This window comes from Streptomyces polyrhachis, from assembly GCF_042663125.1.
GTDB lineage: Bacteria > Actinomycetota > Actinomycetes > Streptomycetales > Streptomycetaceae > Streptomyces > Streptomyces polyrhachii.
In genome coordinates, this window is the sequence record NZ_JBHSZO010000050.1 from 1 (window position 1) to 23,780 (window position 23,780).

Here is a 23,780-nt window from a genome sequence, read left to right on the forward strand (position 1 = left end):
CCCCCGCGCCCCGGCGCCCCCCGCGCGGGGGGCGCCGGGGCGCGGGGGTGTGCGCCCGCGGACCGCGCGATGTCACTGGCCTCTGGTAGGACGGATACGTGAGCAGCGAAGACGACCGGCCCGAGCCCGCCCCGCCGGGGGGCGAGCAGCTTGTGCTCATTCGCGAGACCGTGCGCGAGGGGAGCCGGCCGCGGGCCAAGCCGCGCAGCTGGCGGGGCGCCCCGCTGGCCGCGGAGCGCCCCGTGGCGCGGGTGCTGGTCGACAAGGGGCTCACCCATCTCGACCGCTATTTCGACTACGCCGTGCCCGAGGCGATGGACGCCGAGGCCCAGCCCGGCGTGCGCGTGCGCGTGCGCTTCGGGGCGCGCGTCGTCAAGGGGCGCCGCGAGGGCGGCGAGCTGCACGACGGGTTCGTCATCGAGCGCCTGGCGGCCAGCGACTACCGCGGCCCGCTCGCCCCGCTCGCCCAGGTCCTCTCCCCGGAGCCCGTCCTCACCCCCGAGCTGCTCGACCTGTGCCGGGCCGTGGCCGACCGCTACGCCGGCTCCCTCGCCGACGTCGTCCAGCTCGCCGTCCCCCCGCGCCGCGCGCGCGTGGAGAAGGAGCCCCCCGCCCGCCCCTTCGCCCCGCCCCTCCCGCTGCCCGGCCCCGGCCCCTGGGAGCGCTACGGGACGGGGCCGGAGTTCCTCCAGGCGCTCGCCCGCCGCGGCACCCCGCGCGCCGCCTGGACCGCCCTGCCCGGCCCGCACTGGTCGCAGGAGCTGGCCTACGCGGCCACCGCCGCCCTCTCCTCCGGCCGCGGCGCCCTGGTCGTCGTCCCCGACGGCCGCGCCGCCGCGCGGGTGGACGCGGCCCTCGCCGAGCTGATCGGCCCGGGCCGGCACGTCCTGCTCGCCGCCGAGACCGGCCCCGAGGAGCGCTACCGCCGCTGGCTCGCGGTCAGCCGCGGCAGCGTGCGCGCGGTGGTCGGCACCCGCGCGGCCATGTTCGCCCCCGTGCGCGACCTCGGCCTCGTCGCCCTCTGGGACGACGGCGACAGCAGCCACAGCGAGCAGCACGCCCCCCAGCCCCACGCCCGCGAGGTGCTGCTGCTGCGCGCCGCCCACGAGAAGGCCGCCTTCCTGCTCGGCGGCCACAGTCTCAGCGTGGAGGGCGCGCAGCTGGTGGAGACCGGCTGGGCCCGCCCGCTCGCCGCGAGCCGCGAGCGCGTCCGCCGGGCCGCGCCCCTGGTCCGCACGGTCGGAGAGACCGAGGAGGCCCGCGACCCGGCCGCCCGCGCCGCCCGGCTGCCCTCGCTCGCCTGGCAGACGGCCCGCGAGGGCCTGAAGACCGGCCCCGTGCTGGTCCAGGTGCCCCGGCGGGGGTACGCGCCGAAGCTGGCCTGCGAGCGCTGCCGCGAGGCCGCCCGCTGCCGGTCCTGCGCCGGCCCGCTGGAGAGCCGCGGCGCGCAGGAGCCCCCGCAGTGCGGCTGGTGCGCGCGGGCGGAGGGCGACTGGCACTGCCCGCAGTGCGGCGGCACCCGGCTGCGCGCGCAGATCGTGGGAGCCCGGCGCACCGCCGAGGAGCTGGGCCGCGCCTTCCCCGCCGTCCCCGTCCGCACCTCCGGGCGCGACCACATCCTCGACCGGGTGCCCGACCAGCCGGCCCTGGTGGTCTGCACACCGGGCGCCGAGCCCGTCGCCGAACAGGGCTACGCCGCCGCGCTGCTGCTCGACGGCTGGGCGATGCTCTCGCGGCCCGACCTGCACGCGGGGGAGGAGGCGCTGCGGCGCTGGCTGGACGCCGCCTCCCTGGTACGCCCCGCCGACCGGGGCGGCACGGTCGTGATCGTCGCCGACCCGGCGCTGCGGCCCGTCCAGGCGCTGGTGCGCTGGGACCCGGCCGGCTTCGCGGCGCGGGAGCTGGCCGACCGGGCGGAGCTGGGCTTCCCGCCGGTGGCGCGGATGGCGGCGGTCTCCGCGCCCTCCCAGGCGCTGGCGGACTTCCTGCTCACCGTCCGACTGCCGCAGGACACGGACATCCTGGGGCCCGTCCCGCTGCCCTCCGCCGAGCCCGGCCGGCCGCGCCGCCCCGGCGAGCCGCCGCCGCTCGCGCCGGGCGACGACCCGTGGGAGCGGGCGCTGCTGCGGGTGCGCCCGGGGCAGGGGGCGGAGCTGGCGGCGGCGCTGAAGACCGCTCAGGCGGCCCGGATGGTGCGCCGGGAGGCGGCGCCGGTGTGGGTGCGGATCGACCCGCTCGATCTGGGGTGAGGCCGCTGCCGGCCGCCGCCGAAACGCCCGATGCCCGCGCACGGCGGCGGGCATCGGGCGAGGGGCGGGCGGCGCTCAGGCGCGCGCCGGGAGGGCGTCGCCACGCATCTGCGCGGACTCCTCCCCGTGCGGCTCCCTCAACTCCCGCGACTCACGAGCCGGTCCGGGCAGCCCCGGCTGCGGGCCCACCGGACTCACGGGACTGGAAGCGGGCCGGGCGGCGGGCACGACAGGCAGCGTGCGCGAGCCCTCCGCGGCGCCCTCACCCTGCTGCACGGCCGGACGCCGCGCCCCGTAACGGCGGTGCACCGCCTGCTTGGTGACCCCCAGCGCGGAGCCCACCGCATCCCAGGAGAAGCCCAGTGAGCGGTCGAAGTCCACGGACGCCGTCACCAGCGTCTCCACACTGTCCCGCAGCTCCTGGGCGAGGCGCACGGTGGGGGCGGGCGCGCGTCCGTAGACGACGAAGCCCGCCGGCGTGCCCGCACGCCTCGGCCGGTAGACGTTGCCCAACTGGGCGGTGAGGGTGCGCAGCGCGTCCACCTGCCGGCGGACCCGCTCGATATCCCGCACCAGCACCTGCAGGCTGGCCCGTGCCTGGGCGTCATGGGTTGCGTGGTCGGCCATGAAGGAGAGCCTCTCGAAGCGGCGTCGAATCGCGGGGCCGCCCCTCGGCGATCCACCTGTGCGGGCGGCCCGTTCCGTCAATCTCACTAGAGCAACGCCACAGCCCTCACACGGTCACGCTGCGGGGGCGTACGCACTCCTGTTTCCCGCGCGCCCGCACCTGGCGTGCGCCCCTGGGGCCACGACGCCACGACGCCCGCAGACCGCTGCCACCGGGGCATGCGGTCGCGAGGAACAGCGGGGAGCACGGCCTAGACTGGGGGGCGCTCACGCGCCGCCCAACGAAAGGTCAGCCGACCGCCATGAGGCTCGTCTTCGCCGGTACTCCCGAGGTCGCCGTTCCGTCCCTGGACGCTCTGATCGCCTCCGGCCGGCACGAGGTCGTGGCCGTCGTCACGCGGCCCGACGCGCCCGCCGGGCGCGGGCGGCGGATGGTCGCCAGCCCGGTCGCGGAGCGGGCCGCGGAGGCCGGCATCGAGGTGCTCAGGCCCCGTCACCCGCGCGACGCGGACTTCCAGGCCCGGCTGCGGGAACTGGCGCCGGACTGCTGCCCGGTGGTGGCCTACGGCGCGCTGCTCCCCAAGTCCGCGCTCGACATTCCCGCGCACGGCTGGGTGAACCTCCACTTCTCGCTGCTGCCGGCCTGGCGCGGCGCCGCTCCCGTGCAGCACGCGATCCTCGCGGGCGACGAGATGACCGGCGCCAGCACCTTCCAGATCGAGGAAGGGCTCGACTCCGGGCCGGTGTTCGGCGTCGTCACCGAGGCGGTCCGCCCCACCGACACCAGCGGCGACCTGCTCACCCGCCTCGCCTTCGCCGGCGCCGGACTGCTCTCGGCGACGATGGACGGCATCGAGGACGGCGCGCTCTTCCCGCAGCCCCAGCCCGCCGACGGGGTCAGCCTCGCCCCGAAGATCAACGTCGAGGACGCCGAACTGCACTGGACGGCCCCCGCGATGCGCGTCGACCGGGTCGTACGGGGCTGCGCCCCCGCGCCGGGAGCGTGGACGCTCTTCCGCGGTGAGCGGCTGAAGGTCATGTCCGTCGCCCTGCGCCCCGAGCGCACGGAGTCGGCCCCGGGCCTGCTGGAGACCGCGAAGAACGCGGTGTACGCGGGCACCGGCTCGCACGAGGTCGAGCTGCTGTGGGTGCAGCCGCAGGGCAAGAAGCCGATGAAGGCGGCGGACTGGGCACGCGGGGCGCGCATCGGGGCCGGGGAGCGGCTCGGGGCGTGAGGCTGCCGGGTACGACGTACTCTGACCCCAGACCCGCCCCCGTATCCCCGGAGCACCTTTCGTGAGTGAACGCCCCCGCCGCGCCGCCAAGCCCTACCGCAGGCCCCAGAAGGACCCGGTGCGGATCCTCGCCTTCGACGCGCTGCGTGCGGTGGGCGAGCGGGACGCCTACGCCAACCTGGTGCTGCCGCCGCTGCTGCGCAAGGCGCGCGAGGGCGAGGGCTTCGACGCGCGCGACGCGGCGCTGGCCACCGAGCTGGTCTACGGCACGCTGCGGCGGCAGGGCACGTACGACCGGATCATCGCCCAGTGCGTCGACCGACCGCTGCGCGAGGTGGACCCGCCGGTCCTGGACGTCCTGAGCCTGGGCGCGCACCAGCTCCTCGGTACGCGCATCCCCACCCACGCGGCGGTGTCCGCCACGGTGGAGCTGGCGCGGGTGGTGCTCGGCGACGGGCGGGCGAAGTTCGTCAACGCCGTGCTGCGGAAGATCGCCGCCAGGGATCTGGAGGAGTGGCTCACCGTCGTCGCGCCCCCTTACGACGAGGACCCGGAGGACCATCTGGCCGTCGTGTACTCGCACCCGCGGTGGATCGTCTCCGCGCTGTGGGACGCGCTCGGCGGCGGCCGGGCCGGCATCGAGGACCTGCTGGAGGCCGACAACGAACGGCCCGAGGTGACGCTGGTGGCCCGGCCGGGCCGCGCCACCGTCGAGGAGCTGACCACCCCCGACACCCTGCCGGGACGCTGGTCGCCCTACGCCGTGCGGCTCGCCGAGGGCGGCGAGCCGGGCGCGATCCCGGCGGTCGCCGAGGGCCGGGCCGGGGTGCAGGACGAGGGCAGCCAGCTGGTCGCCCGCGCGCTGGCGGACGCCCCGGTGGAGGGCGAGGACCGGCGCTGGCTCGACGCCTGCGCCGGCCCGGGCGGCAAGGCCGCGCTGCTCGCCGCGCTCGCGGCCCAGCGCGGTGCGGCGCTCGTCGCCTCGGAGAAGCAGCCCCACCGGGCGCGCCTGGTGGAGCGCACCCTCGCCGGCAACCCGGGTCCCTACCAGGTCATCGCCGCCGACGGCACCCGCCCCGCCTGGCGGGAGGGCAGCTTCGACCGCGTACTGGTCGACGTGCCGTGCACGGGCCTGGGCGCGCTGCGCCGGCGCCCCGAGGCCCGCTGGCGGCGCCGGCCGGAGGACCTCGAAGGCTTCGCGCCCCTGCAGCGCGCGCTGCTGCGCGAGGCCCTGCAGTCGGTCCGCGTCGGCGGCGTCGTGGGCTACGCGACCTGCTCCCCGCACCTGGCGGAGACCCGCGCCGTGGTGGACGACGTACTGAAGGACGGCAACGGCGAACTAGTCGACGCCCGCCCGCTGATGCCGGGCGTGGGTGAACTGGGCGAGGGCCCGGACGTCCAGCTGTGGCCGCATGTCCACGGCACGGACGCGATGTACCTCGCGCTGATCCGCCGGATGTCCTGACCCCGACCGCCCCGGCTCCCGCAGGCACGCCTCCGGCTCCTTCGCCGGAGGGCTTGCGGGGCACCCCGCCTGCGCCCCTCGCGGTCGAGCCCACCCGCGCGCCACCTCGCTCATCTGAGCTGTAGGCTCGGAGTCCGCAGTCCCGCCCGACGATCAAGGTCAGCCCGACATGCCGCAGATCAACCCCAGCATCCTGTCCGCCGACTTCGCGCGCCTGGCCGAGGAGGCGGCCAGGGTCCCGGACGCCAACTGGCTCCACGTCGACGTGATGGACTACCACTTCGTCCCCAACCTGACGCTCGGCCTGCCCGTCGTGGAGTCGCTGGCGAAGGCCACGGACATTCCGCTGGACTGCCATCTGATGATCGACGACCCCGACCGCTGGGCCCCGGCCTACGTCGAGGCCGGCGCCGGTTCCGTCACCTTCCACGCCGAGGCGGCCGGCGCCCCCCTCCGGCTGGCCCGCGAGATCAGGGCCAAGGGCGCGCGGGCCGCGATGGCGCTGAAGCCGGCCACCGCCGTGGAGCCGTACGAGGAGATCCTCCCGGAGCTCGACATGCTCCTGATCATGACCGTCGACCCGGGCTTCGGCGGCCAGGACTTCCTGGACCTGACGCTGCCCAAGATCCGCCGCACCCGCGAGCTGATCGCCAGGCACGGGCTGGAGCTGTGGCTGCAGGTCGACGGCGGTATCTCCATGAAGACCATCGAGCGCTGCGCCGAGGCCGGCGCGGACGTCTTCGTCGCGGGTTCGGCGGTCTTCGGGGCCGAGGACCCGGCGAAGGCGGTGAGCGCGCTGCGCGAGGCGGCGGCCGAGGCCACCCGGACGGCTCCCTGGTTCTGCGGGCACTGAACCGGCACTGCACCGGCCCTGCACCGGCCCTGGAAGCGGCACCCGGCCACCACCGAAGAGGCGCACCGGCAGTCGCCGGCCCCAGAGTTCGCCGGGGCTTCGCACAGGGGCCCGGACCTCGGGCTGAACGGCGGCCCGCGCTTCTGACAGGATGAACACACGCGTCGTGCTGTGACGTACGTCGCTCGGCAAAGGTAAGGAGACCGCGGTGTCTACGGGCCGGACGGCTGCGCGGATGGGGCCCGCTGAGCTGGTGCAGGCGGCGGCGATGGCACGCCGCTTCTACCTCGAGGGCAAGTCGAAGATCCAGATCGCCGAGGAGTTCGGCGTCAGCCGCTTCAAGGTGGCGCGGGTGCTGGAGACGGCACTGGAGCGTGATCTCGTCCGGATCGAGATCCGGGTGCCGGCCGAGCTGGACGCGGAGCGCTCCGACGCCCTGCGCGCCCGCTACGGACTGCGGCACGCCGTCGTCGTGGAGTCCCCGGCCGACGCCGCCCAGGGCGGCACGGAGGACCACCCCGACCCGGAGAACCTGGGCGAGGTGGCGGCCGACCTGCTGGGCGAGCTGGTGGCCGAGGGCGACGTCCTGGGCCTGGCCTGGGGGCGCTCCACCATCAACATGGCGGCGGCCCTGCGCCATCTGCCGCCCTGCACGGTCGTCCAGCTCACCGGGGTCTACGACGCCGGCACCGCGGAGCGCGGCTCGGTGGAGGCGGTCCGCCGCGCCGCCGACGTGGCCGGCGGCGAGGCCCACCCCATCTACGCCCCGATGCTGCTGCCCGACGCCGCCACGGCGAACGCCCTGCGCAGCCAGACCGGCGTCGCGCGGGCCTTCGAGTACTTCGACAAGGTCACGGTGGCCGCCGTCTCCATCGGCTCCTGGGCGCCGGGCATCTCCACCGTCCACGACATGCTCTCCGACGAGGAGCGCGAGCAGTACGCCTCGCTCGGCGCCACCGCGGAGATGTCCGCGCACCTCTTCGACGACTCCGGCCGCCGCGTCGGCCGCGACCTGGGGGAGCGGTGCATCACGGTCGAGGCCGACCGGCTGCGCCGTATCCCCGAGGTGGTCGCCATCGCGGGGGGCACGCGCAAGGCGGCGGCGATCGGCGCGGTCCTGCGCTCCGGCCTCGTCACCAGCCTCGTCACGGACACCGCCGCCGCCGACTACCTGCTCAGCAGGTCCCGCCCGCCCGCCAGGCCGGCCCTGGAGCGTGTCGACCCCGACGACCTCTGAGGGCTCCGCACAGGCGGCGAAAGCCGGCGCGGTCCGCGCCCCGTTTCCGACCGGCCGCGGCCATGGGACAATGAAGTACGTGCTCCTCCCCCTGGCCGCATCGCCCGGGGGCCGCCTTTACAAGCGACTGGAAGTTCGGCACGTGCGTTTCCTCAATGACCAGCAGCCCCCGTACGACCTGACCTACGACGACGTCTTCATGGTGCCGTCCCGCTCAGCGGTCGGCTCCCGCCAGGCCGTGGACCTGTCCGCCGCCGACGGCACCGGGACGACGATCCCCCTGGTCGTCGCCAACATGACCGCCATCGCCGGCCGCCGGATGGCCGAGACCATGGCGCGCCGCGGCGGTCTCACCGTCATCCCGCAGGACATCCCGATCGAGGTCGTCGCCGAGGTCGTCTCCTGGGTCAAGCAGCGCGACCTGGTGCTGGACACCCCCATCGTGCTCGACCCCCACTCCACCGTCGCCGACGCGCTCTCCCTGCTGCCCAAGCGGGCGCACGGCGCGGGCGTCGTGGTGCAGGACGGGCGGCCCGTCGGCATCGTCACCGAAAGCGACCTGAGCGGCGTCGACCGCTTCACCCAGCTCTCCGAGGTCATGTCGCGCGACCTGCTGCTGCTGGACGCGGACATCGACCCGCGCGAGGCGTTCAACAGGCTCGACGCCGCCCACCGGCGCCTCGCGCCGGCCGTCGACGCCCAGGGCCGCCTCGCCGGCATCCTCACCCGTAAGGGCGCACTGCGCGCCACGCTCTACACGCCGGCCGTCGACGCCGCCGGCCGACTGCGGATCGCCGCCGCCGTGGGCATCAACGGCGACGTGGCCGCGCGCGCCAAGCAGCTGCTCGACGCCGGTGTCGACACGCTGGTGGTGGACACCGCCCACGGCCACCAGGAGTCCATGATCAGCGCGCTGCGGGCGGTACGGGCGCTGGACCCGCAGGTGCCGGTGGTGGCGGGCAACATCGTCGCCGCCGAGGGCGTACGGGACCTGATCGAGGCCGGCGCGGACATCATCAAGGTCGGCGTCGGACCCGGCGCCATGTGCACCACCCGCATGATGACCGGCGTGGGCCGTCCGCAGTTCTCCGCGGTGCTCGAATGCGCCGCCGAGGCGCGCAAGTTCGGCAAGCACGTCTGGGCCGACGGCGGGGTGCGCCACCCGCGCGACGTGGCGATGGCGCTGGCCGCCGGCGCCTCCAACGTGATGGTCGGCTCCTGGTTCGCCGGGACGCACGAGTCGCCCGGCGACCTCCAGCAGTCCGCCGACGGACGGCTCTACAAGGAGTCCTTCGGTATGGCCTCCGCCCGCGCGGTGCGCAACCGCACCTCGGAGGAGTCGGCGTACGACCGGGCCCGCAAGGGGCTCTTCGAGGAGGGCATCTCCACCTCGCGGATGTTCCTCGACCCCGCGCGGCCGGGCGTGGAGGACCTGATCGACTCGATCATCGCGGGCGTCCGCAGCTCCTGCACCTACGCCGGCGCCTCCTCGCTGGAGGAGTTCCACGACAAGGCCGTGGTCGGGGTGCAGTCCGCCGCCGGCTACGCGGAGGGCAAGCCGCTGCACGCCTCCTGGCAGTGACACCGTACGGGCGCGGGCCCACCCCTGATCAGGGGTGGGCCCGCGCCCGTACGCCGTGCGCGTCAGCGCGGGAGCACCGACTCCAGCGCCTTGAGCAGCTCCGCGTCCTCCGGCTCGGTGCGCGGGCGGAAGCGCGCCACGACCTCGCCCTCGGGCGAGATCAGGAACTTCTCGAAGTTCCAGGTGACGTCCCCGGCCTCGCCGGCGGCGTCCTCGGCCCGCGTCAGCACCTCGTACAGCGGGTGGCGGCCCTCGCCGTTGACCTCCAGCTTCTCGAACACGGGGAAGCTCACCCCGTAGTTCGCCGAGCAGAAGGTCGCGATCTCCTCCGCGGTCCCGGGCTCCTGGCCGCCGAACTGGTTGCACGGGAAGCCGGCCACCGTGAAGCCGCGCTCCGCGTAGCGCTCCTGCAGCCGCTCCAGCCCCTCGTACTGCGGGGTCAGGCCGCACTTGGACGCGACGTTGACCGCCAGCACCGCCTTGCCCCGGTAGTCGGCCAGCGACGCCGCCTCGCCGGACAGTGTGCGCAGCCCAATGTCGTAGACAGACATCCTTGAAGTCCTCCCTCGCCCCCGTGATCTACTTCCGTGTATGAGACTCGACGATCTCGATGAGCGGATCGTACGCGCCCTCGCCGAGGACGCCCGACGCTCCTACGCCGACATCGGCGCCGAGGTCGGCCTCTCGGCCCCCGCCGTGAAGCGGCGCGTGGACCGGCTGCGCGACTCCGGTGCCATCACGGGCTTCACCGTGAAGGTCGACCCGGCGGCGCTGGGCTGGTCCACGGAGGCGTTCGTGGAGGTCTACTGCCGCGGCAAGACCTCCCCGGAGGACATCCGCGACGCCCTGATCGGCTACCCCGAGGTGGCCTCCGCATCCACCGTGACGGGGGAGGCGGACGCGGTGGTGCAGGTCTTCGCCTCCGATGTGCGCCACTTCGAGCGGGTGCTGGAGAAGATCGCGGGGGAGTCGTTCGTGGAGCGTACGAAATCGGTACTGGTGCTTTCCCCTTTGCTCAGGCGGTACAGCTCGGGTTCGCCCACCTAGGACGCCCCGTCCGGCGCAACGAATCACCGGATCCGGCGCTCAAGACGCAACGAACACGGGGTCGGGACGCAAGAGAGGGGCCTTGGCCGCCGCGGTGCGGGGCGCGTACCGTCGATCTGGTCACCCATACGCCACTTGTGAGGTCCCCCATGCCTGTGCGCATAGCGCTCTACCAGGGCCCCGGCGGAGTGCCCCGGAGCGTCCGGGAGAACCTCGCCGCCCTCGACAGGGCCGCCCGCACCGCCGCCGCCGGCGGCGCCCGGCTGCTCCTCACCCCCGAGCTGTGGCTCACCGGCTACGCCCTCGGCGACACGGTCTCCGAGCGCGCCGAGCACGTGGAGGGCCCCAGCGCCCGCGCCATCGCAGGCATCGCCGCCGAGCACGGGCTGGCCATCGGCTACGGCTACCCGGAGCGCGCCGGGGACGCGGTGCACAACTCCGTCCAGCTGATCAGCCCGCACGGCTGCCGGCTGGTCAACTACCGCAAGACCCACCTCTTCGGCGACTACGAGAAGAAGCACTTCACACCGGGTGGGAACCTCGTCGTCCAGGCCGACTACGCCGGTCTGCGCATCGGCGTGCTGGTCTGCTACGACGTGGAGTTCCCCGAGGCCGTACGGGCCCACGCCCTCGCCGGCACGGAACTGCTGCTGGCCCCCACCGCGCTGATGCGGCCCTACGAGATCGTGCCCAACACGATCATCCCGGCCCGCGCCTGGGAGAACCAGCTCTACCTCGCCTACGCCAACCGCTCCGGCCCCGAGGGCGATTTCCACTTCGCCGGACTGAGCTGCCTGGCCGCCCCCGACGGGACGGTCCGGGCCCGCGCCGGACTCGGCGAGGACCTCGTCCTCGCCGACGTCGACCCCGGACTGCTCGCCGCCTCGCGCGCGGAGAACACCTACCTCGGCGACCGGCGCCCGGAGCTGTACCGGCCCCTGGCCTGACCGCCGCGCCGCCCCGCGCGCCCACCACCTCCCCGGCCTCCTCGTACGAGAGCCGCCCACGCCTGCCCGAGAAGCCTGCCCCACGCCTGCCCGAAGAAGGAGAGCCGCCCCCATGACGTCCACGGTGCCCACGGCCGTCCACGCCACCGACGACGCCGCCCCCGCCAAGCCGATCACGATGTTCGGCCCGGACTTCCCCTTCGCCTACGACGAGCACCTCGCCCACCCGGCGGGCCTCGGGCAGATCCCGGCGACCGAGCACGGCACCGAGGTCGCCGTCATCGGCGGTGGCCTCTCCGGCCTCGTGGCCGCGTACGAGCTGATGAAGATGGGCCTGAAGCCCGTCGTCTACGAGGCCGACCAGATCGGCGGCCGGCTGCGCACCGTCGGTTTCCCCGGCTGCGACGACGAGCTGACCGCCGAGATGGGCGCGATGCGCTTCCCGCCGTCCTCCACCGCGCTGCAGTACTACATCGACCTGGTGGACCTGGAGACGACGCCCTTCCCCAACCCGCTGGCCCCCGACACCCCCTCCACCGTCGTGGACCTCAAGGGCGAGTCGCACTACGCCGAGACCGTCGAGGACCTGCCGCAGGTCTACCGCGACGTGGCCGCCGCGTGGAACGCCTGCCTGGAGGAGGGCGCCGACTTCTCCGACATGAACCAGGCCATCCGCGAGCGCGACGCCCAGCGCATCCGCGAGATCTGGGGCCGGCTGGTGGAGAAGCTCGACAACCAGACCTTCTACGGCTTCCTCTGCGAGTCGGAGTCGTTCAAGTCCTTCCGCCACCGGGAGATATTCGGCCAGGTCGGCTTCGGCACCGGCGGCTGGGACACCGACTTCCCCAACTCCATCCTGGAGATCCTGCGCGTCGTCTACACCGAGGCCGACGACCACCACCGCGGCATCGTCGGCGGCAGCCAGCAGCTGCCGCTGCGGCTGTGGGAGCGCGAGCCCGGCAAGCTCGTGCACTGGGCGCGGGGCACCTCGCTGGCCGCGCTGCACGAGGAGCGCACGCCGCGCCCCGCGGTCACCCGCCTGACCCGCACCGCCGGCAACCGCATCACCGTCACCGACGCCTCCGGCTCCGTGCGGACGTACAAGGCGGCGATCTTCACCGCCCAGTCCTGGATGCTGCTGTCGAAGATCGACTGCGATGACGCGCTGCTGCCGATCGACCACTGGACGGCCGTCGAGCGCACCCACTACATGGAGTCCTCGAAGCTGTTCATCCCTGTCGACCGGCCGTTCTGGCTGGACAAGGCAGTCGACGACAAGGGGGAGCCGACGGGGCGCGACGTCATGTCGATGACGCTCACCGACCGGATGACCCGGGGCACCTACCTGCTGGACAACGGGCCCGACCGGCCCGCCGTGATCTGCCTGTCCTACACCTGGTGCGACGACAGCCTGAAGTGGCTGCCGCTCTCCGCGAACGAGCGGCTGGAGGTCATGCTGAAGTCGCTGCGGGAGATCTATCCCAAGGTCGACATCCGCAAGCACATCATCGGCGACCCGGTGACCATCTCCTGGGAGAACGAGCCCTACTTCATGGGCGCGTTCAAGGCCAACCTGCCCGGTCACTACCGCTACCAGCGGCGGCTGTTCACCCACTTCATGCAGGACCGGCTGCCCGCCGACAAGCGCGGCCTCTTCCTCGCCGGGGACGACATCTCCTGGACGGCCGGCTGGGCCGAGGGCGCCATCCAGACCGCCGTCAACGCGGTCTGGGGCGTGATGCACCACCTCGGCGGCACCACCGACCCGGCCAACCCCGGCCCGGGCGACGTCTACGACGAGATCGCCCCGGTCGAACTGCCCGAGGACTGAGCACGCGGGTCCGGCCCCCGCCGCGGGGGCCGGACCCGTTGTCGCGGTTCAAGGGGGCGGGGCTCGGAGCAGACCCTAGTTCCGCCCGCCCCGGCTCCACCGCTGCGCGCTGAGCGTCGTCCGTCCGCCCGCGAGCCGGTCCGCGAGCGGCTGGACGGGCCCCAGGGCCTCCGCCGGCGGCGCGCCGACGACCGCGACGAGCCCTGTGGTACGGGCTCCGCTGTCGTCGACCAGCGCCGCCACGAACTCCACGCGGCTGTCTGAACCGGCCTCCGGGAGGGGCGGTCCCGTGTCGCGCGGGTCCCACTGACCCGTCACCAGCGCGTTCGGCGCGTCAGGGTCGCCCGAGGGCGCGGTCGAGCAGGACGACCGCCCGGAAGGCCGTGACCTTCCGGTAGAGGCCCGCTCGCCAGTAGGGCTCCCCGTCCGCGAAGCGCTCCGCGGCGGCGCGGTCGGCCGCCTCGACGACGTGCACGCTCCCGGTGTGCTCCTCGCCGTCCTCGGACAGCGTGGGCCCGCGCAGGACCAGCCGGTCGGCGAACCGGTCCATGGAGGACCAGTGCTCCTCGGCCAGGTCGTACATCTCGTCCCCGAGCCCCGGTGTGTCCATACGACCGCCGGCTGCGTCCGCCGGCCAACTCGATACAGGCCCTAGCGCTGCCCCGGCACGCGCAGCGGGGTCAGCAGGCAGCGGCCCACCAGGCCGACGCTCTGATCGAGGCGGCGCGTGAACTCCCCGTACACCCCGGGGAGTTCACGCAGGGGCCAGAGCGCGCACGAGGTCGCCCAGGCGGCGTCGCGGCCCTTCTCCAGGCTCCACGCACCGAGCAGGTGCGTCAGCGGATCGGCCACGTCCAGCAGGTCGGGGCCCGGCATCAGCTCCTCGCGGATCCGCTCCTCCAGCCGCTCCAGCACGGCCCCGACCCGCTCGAAGTCGCCGCGCATCGCCTCCGGATCGCGGCCGGCGCGATGGCAGGCCGCGACCATCGAGAGCGGCAGGTCGTGGCCGACATGGGCGTTGATCCCGGCCAGCGCGAACTGCAGCGGATGGATCCCCCCGTGCCGCCTGGCCTGGAACAGCGGCCGCCAGCAGGCGGGCGGCCGCCGGCCGGCGTCGGCGACCGCCGCCAGATAGCGCTCCGCGAAGTCCACCGCCAGCCAGGCGGCGGCCGGGGCGTCGGCGAACCCCCCGGCGGCCAACTGCTCCCCCACCTCCCGGGTGACCCGCAGATACACGCCGTTGAAGACCGCCACGCCGTCCTCCGGCGGCAGGGCGGCGCCCAGCGCGCGCATCCGCGCCACCACCGCGTCCAGCGCGGGGGCCTGCTCCAGTGGCTCCAGTGACGTCATGTGAGTAACGATGACAGACGGTGACCACCGCGGTCATCACCCGCTCGGGGGACTCCGGCGCGCATCCGGAGCCAGGGGCGTACGGGCGCGCGGTGCGGCGCGCGGCGGCGTGGGGAAGCGGTCCGGCGCGGCACGCAGGCGGCTGCGGGCGCGTGATCCGGCACACATCGGGGATTGGCCGCCCGGGCGGCGTGGCAGACTGGACGCGTACCAGTGACAACGCAAGCGCACTCCGGGGTCGGTGAAAGTCCGAACCGGCGGTTACAGTCCGCGACCCGTCCGCCGCCAGCGGTCGGTTGACCAGGTGAAACTCCTGGACCGACGGTTAAAGTCCGGATGGGAGGCAGTGCGCGGCGGATGGCACGGGTGCGCCGCCGCCCAGGCCGTCCCCCGACGGCCGTGCCCCGGCGTCTCCCTGTGCGCTCCGCTTCCAGACGTCGGTTTTCCGACAGCCCCGGAGTCCTTGCCCGAAGCGGCAGGAGGACCCGGTGGCCACCACCGTCGAAGCAGCGGCGATGCGCCGCGCCATCTCCCTGGCCGCCCTGGGCCTGGGCCGCACCAGCCCCAACCCCGCCGTCGGCTGCGTCGTCCTCGACGCCACCGGTCGGATCGCCGGCGAGGGCCACCACCGGCGCGCCGGCGGCCCGCACGCCGAGATCCACGCCCTCGCCGCCGCGGGGGAGCGCGCCCGCGGCGGCACCGCGCTCGTCACGCTGGAGCCCTGCAACCACACCGGCCGCACCGGCCCCTGCGCCCAGGCGCTGATCGACGCCGGTATCGCCCGCGTCGTCTACGCCGTCCCCGACCCCACACCCACCGCCACCGGCGGCGCCCGCACCCTCGCCGCCGCCGGAATGGACGTCGAGGGCGGGCTGCTCGCCGCCGAGGCCGCCGCCGGCAACGAGGCCTGGCTCACCGCCGTACGACTGCGCCGCCCCTACGTCCTGTGGAAGTACGCCGCCACGCTCGACGGCCGCAGCGCCGCCGCCGACGGCACCAGCCGCTGGATCACCTCGCCCGCCGCCCGCGCGGACGTGCACCGGCTGCGCGCCGAGGCGGACGCCGTCGTCGTGGGCGCGGGCACCGCCCGCAGCGACGACCCCCACCTCGCCGTCCGCGGCTTCGAGGGCCCCGCCCCACAAGACCCGCACGAGGCGACCGGGGGGATCAGCCAGCCGCTGCGGGTCGTCCTCGACACCGAGGGCAGCGCGGTACGGCCGGGCGCGCGGATCCTCGACGACGCGGCCCCCACCCTGCTCGCCGTCGCGCAGGACGCCGATACGGCGGCGCTCGCGGACACCCCCGCGGACGTACTGCGCCTGCCGCGCGCCGCGGACGGCCGCGGCCTGGACATCCCGGCGCTGCTCACCGCCCTCTACGGGCGCGGCGTGCGCTCCGTACTGCTGGAGGGCGGACCCACCCTCGCCGGTGCGTTCCTCGCCGCCGGCGCCGTCGACAAGGTCGTCGGCTACCTCGCCCCCGTCCTGCTCGGCGCGGGCCCCGCCGCCCTCGCCGACGCCAACATCGCCACCCTCGCCGACGCGTTGCGCCTGGACGTGACCGGCGTCGACCGCCTCGGACCGGACCTGCGGATCACCGCCGTCCCGGTCGCCACCCACACCACCTCTGGGGAGAACTGACGTGTTCACCGGCATCGTCGAAGAACTGGGCGAGGTCGTCGCCGTCGAGGAGCTGGGCGACTCGGCCCGCTTCACGCTCCGCGGCCCCGTCGTCACCGAGGACGCCAAGCACGGCGACTCCATCGCCGTCAACGGCGTCTGCCTGACCGTCGTCACCGCCGGCGGCGGCACCTTCACCGCGGACGTGATGGACGAGACGCTGAAACGCTCCAGCCTCGGCGACCTCACCCCCGGCTCCCGCGTCAACCTCGAACGCCCCACGCAGGTGGGCGGCCGACTCGGCGGCCACCTGGTGCAGGGCCACGTCGACGCCACCGGTACGGTGCGCCGCCGCGAGCCCTCCGAGAACTGGACCGTGGTCACCGTCTCCCTGCCACCGCACCTCGCGCGCTACGTGGTGGAGAAGGGCTCCGTCACCGTCGACGGCGTCAGCCTCACCGTGGTCGAGGCGGGCGACGACTTCTTCACCATCAGCCTCATCCCCACCACCCTGGACCTGACCACCCTGGGCTTCAAGCAGCCCGGGGAGCGGGTCAACCTCGAGATCGACGTCATCGCCAAGTACGTCGAGCGGATGCTCGGCGCCCGTACCCCCCAGCAGGCCCTTACCGAGGAGAGTGCCAAGTGAGCGCTCTGGACTGGCTGGACGGCACCGCCTTCACCGCCTTCGACCAGAGGATCATCTGGTCCGACCTGATCGGCAACGTCCTGGGCCTGGGCGCCCTGGCCCTCGGCTGGCGCCGCTCGGTCCTGGCCTGGCCCGCCCAGCTGCTCTCCGGGCTGGTGCTCGTGGCGGCCTACTGGCACGCGCACCTGAGCGGCGGCGTGGGCAAGCAGCTGCTGGTGATAGTCGTGGCGCTGTGGGGCTGGTGGCAGTGGCAGCGCGGCCGGCGCGACTCCGGCACGGTGGAGGTCCGCTTCGCCTCCTGGCGCGAGCGCGCCGTGATGGTCGCGGCCCTCGCGCTGGGCACCGCGGCCCTCGCCCTGTTCTTCGAGGCCAACCCCGGGATGTCCTGGGACCCCTGGCCCGACGCGTACATCTTCGTGGGCAGTGTGGTGGCGATGGTCGCCATGGCCCGCGGCCTGGTGGAGTTCTGGCTGGCGTGGCTGGCCGTCGACCTCGTCGGCGTCCCCCTGGCCTTCAACGGCGGCCTCGCCTTCTCCGCCCTCGTCTACCTCCTCTACGGCGTGCTCGTCCTGCTGGGTCTGCGGACCTGGTGGACCGAGAGCCGCCCCGCACCCCCCACCGAGCCGCCCACCGGGGCCGCCGAGGGCGCAGCCCCCGGCCCCGCCGGTCTGGAAGGAGCCACCGCATGAGCATCGCCGCCCCGCCGGCCGAGGACCTGGCGCTGGACAGCATCGAACGGGCGATCGCTGAGATCGCCGCCGGCCGCCCCGTCGTGGTCGTCGACGACGAGAACCGCGAGAACGAGGGCGACCTCGTGGTCGCCGCCGAGCTGGTCACACCCGAGATCGTGGCGTTCATGATGCGCCAGTGCGGCGGCCTGATCTGCGTGCCGATGGAGGGCGCGGACCTCGACCGCCTCGAACTGCCGCAGATGGTCGGCCAGAACACCGAGTCGATGAAGACGGCCTTCACCGTCACCGTGGACGCCTCCCCGGCCCACGGCGTCGGCACCGGCATCTCCGCCGCCGACCGCGCCACCACCATCGGCCTGCTCGCCGACCGCGCCGCCGTCGCCGGCGACTTCGTCCGACCGGGCCACATCTTCCCGCTGCGCGCCCGCGAGGGCGGCGTCCTGACCCGCCCCGGCCACACCGAGGCCGGCGTGGACCTGGCGCGCCTGGCCGGCCTGGCGCCGGCCGCGGCGATCGTGGAGATCGCGGGGGAGAAGGGCGAGATGCTGCGGCTGCCCGAGCTGGTCGCCTTCGCCCGCCGCCACGAGCTGGCCATCGTCTCCATCGAGGACCTGATCACCCACCGCCGCGCCACCGGGGCCGCCGCCGCGCCGGCCGCCGTCCCCGAGCCCGGCCCCCTCGTCCACCGCGAGGCCGAGACCCGGCTGCCCACCGCCGAGGGCGAGTTCCGGGCGTACGGCTACCGCTCGGCCGCCGACGGCGTCGAGCACATCGCCCTGGTCGCCGGGGACGTCACCGGCGGCCAGGACGTACTGGTGCGGATGCACTCCGAGTGCCTGACGGGCGACGTCTTCGGCTCCCACCGCTGCGACTGCGGCCCCCAGCTGCGCGAGTCGCTGCGCCTGGTCGCCGAGGCCGGCCGCGGCGTGGTGGTCTACCTGCGCGGCCACGAGGGGCGCGGCATCGGCCTGCTGTCGAAGCTGCGCGCCTACGAACTGCAGGAGCGCGGCCGTGACACCCTCGACGCCAACCTGGAGCTCGGCCTGCCCGCCGACGCCCGCGACTACGCGGCCGGCGCCGCGATGCTCGCGGACCTGGGCGTGCGCGGGGTGCGGCTGATGACCAACAACCCCGCGAAGGCGCGGGCCCTGGAGGAGTACGGCCTGCGGGTCGTCGCCCGCGAGCACATGCCGGTGGGCGCCGGCGAGCACAACCTGCGCTACCTGCGCACCAAGCGGGACCGGATGGGCCACGACCTCCCCTGGCTGGACGCCGAGCCCCTCTCGGCGTGCGGCAGCCAGTAGCCCGTACGGACAGCCCGCACGAACAGCCCGCACGAACGACGCAGCGAACCACCGACCCACGAACGACAAGCGTGACCAGAGGAGAGCCGTGAGCGGCAAGGGTGCCCCCGAACTGACCGTGAAGAACTGCCAGGACCTGCGCGTCGCCGTGGTCGCCGCCCAGTGGCACGAGCAGGTGATGGACGGCCTCGTCGGCGGCGCCCTGCGCGCCCTGCACGAGCTGGGCATCGACGAGCCGACCCTGCTGCGCGTCCCCGGCAGCTTCGAGCTGCCCGTGGTGGCCAAGGCGCTGGCGGACCGCGGCTACGACGCGGTGGTCGCCCTCGGTGTGGTCATCCGCGGCGGCACCCCCCACTTCGACTACGTCTGCCAGGGCGTCGCCACCGGCCTCGTCCAGGTCTCCGTCGACACCGGGGTGCCCGTCGGCTTCGGCGTGCTGACCTGCGACGACGAGGCGCAGGCGCTGGCCCGTGCGGGGCTGGAGGGGTCGGTGGAGGACAAGGGCCACGAGGCCGTGACGGCGGCCGTCGCCACCGCGACCACCCTGCGTTCAGTATCCGAACCGTGGCGCTGAGCACCGCCCCCTACCACGTAAGCTGACCCCACCATGGCCAACAAGACATTCGAGGAGCTCTTCGCCGAGCTCCAGAAGAAGGCGGCTGCCGGCGACCCGGCGACCTCCCGCACCGCCCAGCTCGTCGAGCAGGGCGTGCACGCCATCGGCAAGAAGGTCGTCGAGGAGGCGGCCGAGGTGTGGATGGCCGCCGAGTACGAGGGCGCGGACCGCACCGCCGAGGAGATCTCGCAGCTCCTCTACCACCTCCAGGTGATGATGCTGGCCCGCGGCGTCTCCCTGGACGACGTCTACGCCCACCTCTGACCGGCTCCGCCCGCGAGACCGGCCGGGCCCGTCCGGCGCCCCAGGCAGCACCAGGTAGAACCAGGTAGAACCAGGAAGAAGAGGACCGACACCATGCTGCGCATCGCCGTCCCGAACAAGGGTGCCCTCTCCGACCCCGCGTCGGCGATGCTCCATGAGGCCGGCTACCGCCAGCGCAAGGACCGCCGCGAACTCGTCCTGGTCGACGCGGCCAACGAGGTCGAGTTCTTCTTCCTGCGCCCCCGCGACATCGCCGTCTACGTCGGCTCCGGCCGGCTCGACATCGGCATCACCGGCCGCGACCTGCTCCTGGACTCCGGCGCCGCCGCCGAGGAGATCATGCAGCTCGGCTTCGGCGGCTCGACCTTCCGCTACGCCACCCGCCCGGGCACGGCCCAGGAGGTCACGGAGTTCGGCGGCATGACGGTCGCCACCTCCTTCGCCGGCCTGGTCGCCAAGCACCTCGCCGAGCACGGGGTCGACGCCTCCGTCGTCCGGCTGGACGGCGCCGTGGAGACCGCCATCCAGCTGGGCGTGGCGGAGATCATCGCCGACGTGGTGGAGACCGGGACCACGCTGCGCCAGGCCGGACTGGAGATCATCGGGGAGCCGATCCTGAAGTCCGAGGCAGTCGTCGTCCGCCGCGCCGGGGCGGGCGTGGAGGAGCCGAAGGTCCAGCAGTTCCTGCGCCGGATGCAGGGCGTCCTGGTCGCCCGCCGCTACGTGATGATGGACTACGACATCCGCGCCGAGCACCTGGAGAAGGCCGTCGCCCTCACCCCGGGCCTGGAGTCGCCGACCATCTCCCCGCTGCACCACGAGGGCTGGGTGGCGGTGCGCTCGATGGTCCCGGCCGTGGAGGCGCAGCAGATCATGGACGAGCTGTACGAGCTGGGTGCGCGGGCGATCCTGACCACGAACATCCACGCCTGCCGGATCTGACCGGCGAGCCGTACACCCATGGACCCCGCCGTGAACCCCCCGTCGAACTCCCCTGCGAACCCCGCCGCGCCGGGCGGCCCGCCCGCCCTGCCCGTCACCTTCCGCCCCACCCGCACCCGCCTCGTGCTGCTGACGGCCGGGGCCGCGGCCTGCGCGCTGATCTGCGTGATCAGCTTCCTGCTGCCGCTGGGGCCCGGGGAGCGGAGCAGTTTCATCCTCACCGGTCTGCTGATCCTGGGCGTACTGGCGCTGCTCAGCCGCCCGCACGTCACCGCCGACGCCGAGGGCGTGACGGTCACCAACCTGACCCACCGCCGCCGGCTGGCCTGGGCGCAGATCGTCGCCGTCCACCTGCGCCCCGGCGACCCGTGGGTGACGCTCGACCTCTCCGACGGCACCAGCCTGCCGGTGATGGGCATCCAGCCGGGCATCGCCCGCGAGCACGCGCTCCACGACGCCCGCGCCCTGCGCGCGCTGGTGCAGAGCCGCGGCACCGCGGCGGCGGGGGCGTAGAACCGCGCGTTCGGCCCCTCCCGCGACCCCGTACGCCCGGAGCCCCTGCCCCAGGCACCGCTTCCTTGATTACCCTGTAGTCGAAACGGCGTCCCGCACGCCGCCCCCCCTTTTCCACCCACGACCCGAGGAGTGACTCCCTCAAGCCGATGGACGGTTCGTCCGGTAGTACCAGCGTCGCCTCACCCCACGAGGCGGCGACATGACCACCCCGCTGCTGCTGCTCGCCGCAGCCTTCGCCCTGATCCTCGCCAACGGCTTCTTCGTCGCCGCCGAGTTCGGGCTCGTCACCGTGGAGAGAGCGCAGGCCGTACGGGCCGCCGCGGCCGGCGACCGGCGCGCCCGCAAGGTCGTCACCGCGCTGCGTGAACTCTCCTTCCAACTCTCCGGCACCCAGCTGGGCATCACGATCACCTCCCTGGTCGTCGGCATGCTCGCCGAGCCGGCCCTCGGCGGGCTGCTGCACGGCCCGCTCACCGCGACCGGACTCCCCGAGGGCGTCGTGCACGCCCTGGCGCTGGCGCTCGGCGTACTCATCGCCTCCGGGGTGCAGATGGTCGTCGGCGAGCTGGTGCCGAAGAACTGGGCGGTCTCGCGCCCGATGGACGTGGCCCGCTTCGTGGCCGGCCCCCAGCACGCCTTCGCCCGCTTCTTCCGCCCGCTGATCACCCTGCTCAACAACGTCGCCAACCGCGTGGTGCGGCTGCTGGGCGTGGAGCCGACGGAGGAGCTGGCCTCCGCGCGCACCCCCGGCGAGCTGGTCTCCCTCGCCCGCCACTCCGCACGGGCGGGCGCCATCGAGGAGGACACCGCCGACCTGTTCGTACGGACCCTGTCCCTCGGCGGCCTCACCGCCCAGCACGTGATGACACCGCGGGTGCGCGTCAGCGCCCTGCAGACGGACGCCACGGCGGCCGACGTGCTCAACCTGACCCGGGCCACCGGGCTCTCCCGCTTCCCCGTCTACCGCGAGCGGCTGGACGAGGTCGTCGGCATGGTCCACCTCAAGGACGCCCTCGCCGTCCCGGCGCACGAGCGGCTCTACGTCCCCGTCGGCCGGATCGCCAAACCGCCGATGCTCGTCCCCGAGACGCTGCCCGTCCAGCCGCTGCTGGTGCGGCTGCGCGGGGAGCAGCCGATGGCGGTGGTGGTCGACGAGTACGGCGGCACCGCCGGCGTCGTCACCCTGGAGGACATCGTCGAGGAGCTGGTCGGCGAGGTCCGCGACGAGCACGACCGCGAGGGCGCCTCGGTGCCCGACCTGCGCCCCCTGCCCGCCTGCGAGGACGGGGGCTCGGCCTGGGAGGCGGACGGCGGCTGCCGCGTCGACGCGCTGCGCCGCATCGGGCTGCCCGTCCCCGACGGCCCGTACGAGACGGTGGCCGGCCTCGTCGCCGACCTGCTGGGGCGCATTCCCGTGCCGGGCGACACCGCGGCCCTGCCCGCCGCCCCCGGCTGGCGGCTGGCGGTGCGCCGGGTGGAGCACCACCGCGCGGAGACCGTCCGCGTCGTCCGTACCGCAGCCGCCGGGGACGGCGCCGGGCCGGGCAGGTCCGTACCGGGCGGGTCCGGCCAGGGCGGGGGAGTGCGGTCATGAGCCTGCTGCAACTCCTCTTCGCCGTGCTGCTGGTGCTCGCCAACGGCTTCTTCGTCGGCGCCGAGTTCGCCCTCGTCTCCGTGCGCCGCAGCCAGATCGAGCCGCGCGCGGCGGCCGGCTCCGCCCGTGCCCGCCGGGTGCTGTACGGGCTGGAGCACCTGCCGCAGATGATGGCGGCGGCGCAGTTCGGCATCACCGTCTGCTCGCTCACCCTGGGCGCCGTCGCCGAGCCCACCGTGGCGCGGCTGCTGGAGCCGCTCTTCGAGGCCGCGCACGTACCGCACCAACTGGTGCACCCGCTGGGCTTCCTGATCGCGCTGACCGCCGTGGTCTGCCTGCACCTGGTGATCGGCGAGATGGTGCCCAAGAACCTCGCCATGGCGGCCCCGGAGCGCACCGCGCTGTGGTTCTCGCCGGGGCTCGTCGCCTTCGCCCGGCTGACCCGCCCGGTGACGGTCCTCCTCGCCGCCTGCGCCACGCTGGTGCTGCGGCTGTTCCGGGTGGAGGCCAGGGACGAGGTCGAGGCGGTCTACACCAGCGAGCAGCTGACCGAGCTGATCGACGACTCCCGCCAGGCCGGGCTGCTGGACCAGGGCGAGCAGGAGCGGCTGGAGGACGCGCTGGAGCTGGGCAGCCGACCGGTGACGGACGTCCTCCTGGACCCCGCCGCCCTGGTCACCGTCGAGCCCTCCGTCACCCCCCGCCAGGTCGAGGAGCTGACCGTCCAGACGGGCTACTCCCGCTTTCCGGTACGCGGGCCGGGCGGCGCCTTCATGGGGTACCTGCACGTCAAGGACGTGCTGGAGCTGGAGGAGCAGGAGCGCGCGGTCCCGCAGCACATCTGGCGGCGGATGGCCGTCCTCAGCGCCGAACTGCCGCTGGACGACGCGCTGACGACGATGCGCCGCTCCGGCTCCCACCTGGCGGCCGTCGCCGGTCCCGGCGGACTGGTGCGGGGGCTGGTGGCGCTGGAGGACGTGCTGGAGATGCTGGTGGGCGAGGTCAGGGACCCCGCGCACCGCACCGCGCCGCGGCCGCGCAGCGCGGAGGGGGCCGAGCCGGCGCGCCAGCCGCTGGAGGCGGCCCGCTGAGGACAGCCCCCTCCGTCAGATCGCTGTCAGATCGCTGTCAGATCGCTGTCGGATCGCTGTCGGATCGCTG

At 74.3% G+C, this 23,780-nt stretch carries 24 protein-coding genes and 1 riboswitch; of the genes, 19 read left to right on the forward strand and 5 right to left on the reverse strand.

Going from position 1 to position 23,780, the window contains the following annotated elements; genetic code table 11:
- Positions 1 to 98 precede the first annotated feature (98 nt).
- A complete protein-coding gene (locus ACFQLX_RS23370; protein ID WP_386418195.1) occupies positions 99 to 2,249 on the forward strand; it encodes a primosomal protein N' in 2,151 nt (716 codons plus the stop codon).
- Between the two features lie 75 nt (positions 2,250 to 2,324).
- Here the strand turns inward: ACFQLX_RS23370 and ACFQLX_RS23375 are convergent, their stop codons facing one another.
- A complete protein-coding gene (locus ACFQLX_RS23375; protein ID WP_386418197.1) occupies positions 2,325 to 2,876 on the reverse strand; it encodes a hypothetical protein in 552 nt (183 codons plus the stop codon).
- A gap of 302 nt (positions 2,877 to 3,178) precedes the next feature.
- On the opposite strand from ACFQLX_RS23375, the gene fmt reads away from it, so the two are divergent.
- From fmt to ACFQLX_RS23400, 5 genes are all read left to right on the forward strand, one after another.
- Positions 3,179 to 4,111: a methionyl-tRNA formyltransferase gene (gene fmt / locus ACFQLX_RS23380; RefSeq protein ID WP_386418198.1), complete on the forward strand. Its 933-nt coding sequence runs from the start codon at positions 3,179 to 3,181 to the stop codon at positions 4,109 to 4,111.
- A gap of 61 nt (positions 4,112 to 4,172) precedes the next feature.
- Positions 4,173 to 5,576 carry an RsmB/NOP family class I SAM-dependent RNA methyltransferase gene (locus tag ACFQLX_RS23385; protein ID WP_386418200.1) on the forward strand — a complete coding sequence of 468 codons (1,404 nt, stop codon included), beginning with the start codon at positions 4,173 to 4,175 and terminating at the stop codon, positions 5,574 to 5,576.
- Between the two features lie 169 nt (positions 5,577 to 5,745).
- Positions 5,746 to 6,429, forward strand: a complete 684-nt coding sequence (rpe, locus tag ACFQLX_RS23390; RefSeq protein WP_386418202.1) for a ribulose-phosphate 3-epimerase — start codon at positions 5,746 to 5,748, stop codon at positions 6,427 to 6,429.
- A 208-nt stretch (positions 6,430 to 6,637) separates the two neighbouring features.
- A complete protein-coding gene (locus tag ACFQLX_RS23395) occupies positions 6,638 to 7,666 on the forward strand; it encodes a sugar-binding transcriptional regulator (protein WP_386418204.1) in 1,029 nt (342 codons plus the stop codon).
- Between the two features lie 142 nt (positions 7,667 to 7,808).
- On the forward strand, positions 7,809 to 9,248 hold the full coding sequence (locus ACFQLX_RS23400; protein WP_386418206.1) for a GuaB1 family IMP dehydrogenase-related protein: 1,440 nt from the start codon (positions 7,809 to 7,811) through the stop codon (positions 9,246 to 9,248).
- 62 nt (positions 9,249 to 9,310) lie between these two features.
- Here ACFQLX_RS23400 and ACFQLX_RS23405 read toward each other — a convergent pair whose 3' ends face one another.
- Positions 9,311 to 9,799 (reverse strand): glutathione peroxidase, encoded by a 489-nt coding sequence (locus ACFQLX_RS23405; RefSeq protein ID WP_386418208.1) that lies wholly within the window; start codon positions 9,797 to 9,799, stop codon positions 9,311 to 9,313.
- Positions 9,800 to 9,839: 40 nt separating this feature from the next.
- On the opposite strand from ACFQLX_RS23405, the gene ACFQLX_RS23410 reads away from it, so the two are divergent.
- The 3 genes from ACFQLX_RS23410 (at position 9,840) to ACFQLX_RS23420 (ending at position 13,073) form a co-directional block, all read left to right on the forward strand.
- Positions 9,840 to 10,295 (forward strand): Lrp/AsnC family transcriptional regulator, encoded by a 456-nt coding sequence (locus ACFQLX_RS23410; protein WP_386418210.1) that lies wholly within the window; start codon positions 9,840 to 9,842, stop codon positions 10,293 to 10,295.
- A 149-nt stretch (positions 10,296 to 10,444) separates the two neighbouring features.
- Entirely contained in the window at positions 10,445 to 11,242 is a 798-nt protein-coding gene (locus ACFQLX_RS23415; protein ID WP_386418212.1) for a carbon-nitrogen hydrolase family protein, read from the forward strand.
- Between the two features lie 112 nt (positions 11,243 to 11,354).
- Positions 11,355 to 13,073, forward strand: coding sequence for a flavin monoamine oxidase family protein (locus ACFQLX_RS23420; protein WP_386418214.1), 1,719 nt, complete (start codon positions 11,355 to 11,357; stop codon positions 13,071 to 13,073).
- Positions 13,074 to 13,148: 75 nt separating this feature from the next.
- On the opposite strand, the gene ACFQLX_RS23425 is transcribed toward ACFQLX_RS23420, so the two are convergent.
- The 3 genes from ACFQLX_RS23425 to ACFQLX_RS23435 are packed head-to-tail and all read right to left on the reverse strand — an operon-like array spanning position 13,149 to position 14,423.
- Positions 13,149 to 13,391 (reverse strand): hypothetical protein, encoded by a 243-nt coding sequence (locus ACFQLX_RS23425; protein ID WP_386418215.1) that lies wholly within the window; start codon positions 13,389 to 13,391, stop codon positions 13,149 to 13,151.
- A 16-nt stretch (positions 13,392 to 13,407) separates the two neighbouring features.
- Positions 13,408 to 13,683, reverse strand: coding sequence for a YciI family protein (locus ACFQLX_RS23430; protein ID WP_386418217.1), 276 nt, complete (start codon positions 13,681 to 13,683; stop codon positions 13,408 to 13,410).
- 41 nt (positions 13,684 to 13,724) lie between these two features.
- Positions 13,725 to 14,423 (reverse strand): DUF5995 family protein, encoded by a 699-nt coding sequence (locus ACFQLX_RS23435; RefSeq protein WP_386418219.1) that lies wholly within the window; start codon positions 14,421 to 14,423, stop codon positions 13,725 to 13,727.
- A gap of 223 nt (positions 14,424 to 14,646) precedes the next feature.
- A riboswitch (FMN riboswitch) is annotated at positions 14,647 to 14,777 on the forward strand.
- A 134-nt stretch (positions 14,778 to 14,911) separates the two neighbouring features.
- Here ACFQLX_RS23435 and ribD point away from each other — a divergent pair.
- From ribD to ACFQLX_RS23485, 10 genes are all read left to right on the forward strand, one after another.
- Entirely contained in the window at positions 14,912 to 16,063 is a 1,152-nt protein-coding gene (gene ribD / locus ACFQLX_RS23440) for a bifunctional diaminohydroxyphosphoribosylaminopyrimidine deaminase/5-amino-6-(5-phosphoribosylamino)uracil reductase RibD (RefSeq protein ID WP_386418221.1), read from the forward strand.
- A 1-nt stretch (position 16,064) separates the two neighbouring features.
- Complete coding sequence (locus tag ACFQLX_RS23445; protein ID WP_386418222.1) at positions 16,065 to 16,691, forward strand: riboflavin synthase; 627 nt, start codon at positions 16,065 to 16,067, stop codon at positions 16,689 to 16,691.
- A complete protein-coding gene (gene pnuC, locus ACFQLX_RS23450) occupies positions 16,688 to 17,380 on the forward strand; it encodes a nicotinamide riboside transporter PnuC (protein WP_386418224.1) in 693 nt (230 codons plus the stop codon). Before ACFQLX_RS23445 ends, pnuC begins: the two co-directional genes overlap by 4 nt.
- Entirely contained in the window at positions 17,377 to 18,687 is a 1,311-nt protein-coding gene (locus tag ACFQLX_RS23455) for a bifunctional 3,4-dihydroxy-2-butanone-4-phosphate synthase/GTP cyclohydrolase II (RefSeq protein WP_386418225.1), read from the forward strand. Before pnuC ends, ACFQLX_RS23455 begins: the two co-directional genes overlap by 4 nt.
- 88 nt (positions 18,688 to 18,775) lie before the next feature.
- A complete protein-coding gene (gene ribH / locus ACFQLX_RS23460; RefSeq protein ID WP_386418226.1) occupies positions 18,776 to 19,261 on the forward strand; it encodes a 6,7-dimethyl-8-ribityllumazine synthase in 486 nt (161 codons plus the stop codon).
- A 33-nt stretch (positions 19,262 to 19,294) separates the two neighbouring features.
- Positions 19,295 to 19,567 carry a phosphoribosyl-ATP diphosphatase gene (locus tag ACFQLX_RS23465; RefSeq protein ID WP_386418227.1) on the forward strand — a complete coding sequence of 91 codons (273 nt, stop codon included), beginning with the start codon at positions 19,295 to 19,297 and terminating at the stop codon, positions 19,565 to 19,567.
- A gap of 93 nt (positions 19,568 to 19,660) precedes the next feature.
- Positions 19,661 to 20,509 (forward strand): ATP phosphoribosyltransferase, encoded by an 849-nt coding sequence (gene hisG / locus ACFQLX_RS23470; RefSeq protein ID WP_386418229.1) that lies wholly within the window; start codon positions 19,661 to 19,663, stop codon positions 20,507 to 20,509.
- Positions 20,510 to 20,527: 18 nt separating this feature from the next.
- The gene (locus ACFQLX_RS23475; RefSeq protein WP_386418230.1) at positions 20,528 to 21,022 is read left to right on the forward strand and encodes a PH domain-containing protein; all 495 of its coding nucleotides are present in this window, start codon (positions 20,528 to 20,530) and stop codon (positions 21,020 to 21,022) included.
- A 202-nt stretch (positions 21,023 to 21,224) separates the two neighbouring features.
- Positions 21,225 to 22,619 (forward strand): hemolysin family protein, encoded by a 1,395-nt coding sequence (locus ACFQLX_RS23480; RefSeq protein WP_386418232.1) that lies wholly within the window; start codon positions 21,225 to 21,227, stop codon positions 22,617 to 22,619.
- A complete protein-coding gene (locus ACFQLX_RS23485) occupies positions 22,616 to 23,710 on the forward strand; it encodes a hemolysin family protein (RefSeq protein ID WP_386418234.1) in 1,095 nt (364 codons plus the stop codon). The genes ACFQLX_RS23480 and ACFQLX_RS23485 overlap by 4 nt, the downstream gene beginning before the upstream one ends.
- Positions 23,711 to 23,780 lie beyond the last annotated feature (70 nt).

Excerpts from the sequence above, each read along its gene's own strand:
- ACFQLX_RS23455 (WP_386418225.1), top strand. The coding sequence starts at position 17,377 with ATGAGCATCGCCGCCCCGCCGGCCGAGGACCTGGCGCTGGACAGCATC.
- ACFQLX_RS23430 (WP_386418217.1), bottom strand. The coding sequence starts at position 13,683 with ATGGACACACCGGGGCTCGGGGACGAGATGTACGACCTGGCCGAGGAG.
- ACFQLX_RS23475 (WP_386418230.1), top strand. The coding sequence starts at position 20,528 with ATGGACCCCGCCGTGAACCCCCCGTCGAACTCCCCTGCGAACCCCGCC.
- ACFQLX_RS23480 (WP_386418232.1), top strand. The coding sequence starts at position 21,225 with ATGACCACCCCGCTGCTGCTGCTCGCCGCAGCCTTCGCCCTGATCCTC.
- ACFQLX_RS23405 (WP_386418208.1), bottom strand. The coding sequence starts at position 9,799 with ATGTCTGTCTACGACATTGGGCTGCGCACACTGTCCGGCGAGGCGGCG.
- ACFQLX_RS23415 (WP_386418212.1), top strand. The coding sequence starts at position 10,445 with ATGCCTGTGCGCATAGCGCTCTACCAGGGCCCCGGCGGAGTGCCCCGG.
- hisG (WP_386418229.1), top strand. The coding sequence starts at position 19,661 with ATGCTGCGCATCGCCGTCCCGAACAAGGGTGCCCTCTCCGACCCCGCG.
- ACFQLX_RS23420 (WP_386418214.1), top strand. The coding sequence starts at position 11,355 with ATGACGTCCACGGTGCCCACGGCCGTCCACGCCACCGACGACGCCGCC.
- ACFQLX_RS23375 (WP_386418197.1), bottom strand. The coding sequence starts at position 2,876 with ATGGCCGACCACGCAACCCATGACGCCCAGGCACGGGCCAGCCTGCAG.
- fmt (WP_386418198.1), top strand. The coding sequence starts at position 3,179 with ATGAGGCTCGTCTTCGCCGGTACTCCCGAGGTCGCCGTTCCGTCCCTG.
- ACFQLX_RS23435 (WP_386418219.1), bottom strand. The coding sequence starts at position 14,423 with ATGACGTCACTGGAGCCACTGGAGCAGGCCCCCGCGCTGGACGCGGTG.
- ACFQLX_RS23465 (WP_386418227.1), top strand. The coding sequence starts at position 19,295 with ATGGCCAACAAGACATTCGAGGAGCTCTTCGCCGAGCTCCAGAAGAAG.
- ACFQLX_RS23485 (WP_386418234.1), top strand. The coding sequence starts at position 22,616 with ATGAGCCTGCTGCAACTCCTCTTCGCCGTGCTGCTGGTGCTCGCCAAC.
- ACFQLX_RS23410 (WP_386418210.1), top strand. The coding sequence starts at position 9,840 with ATGAGACTCGACGATCTCGATGAGCGGATCGTACGCGCCCTCGCCGAG.
- rpe (WP_386418202.1), top strand. The coding sequence starts at position 5,746 with ATGCCGCAGATCAACCCCAGCATCCTGTCCGCCGACTTCGCGCGCCTG.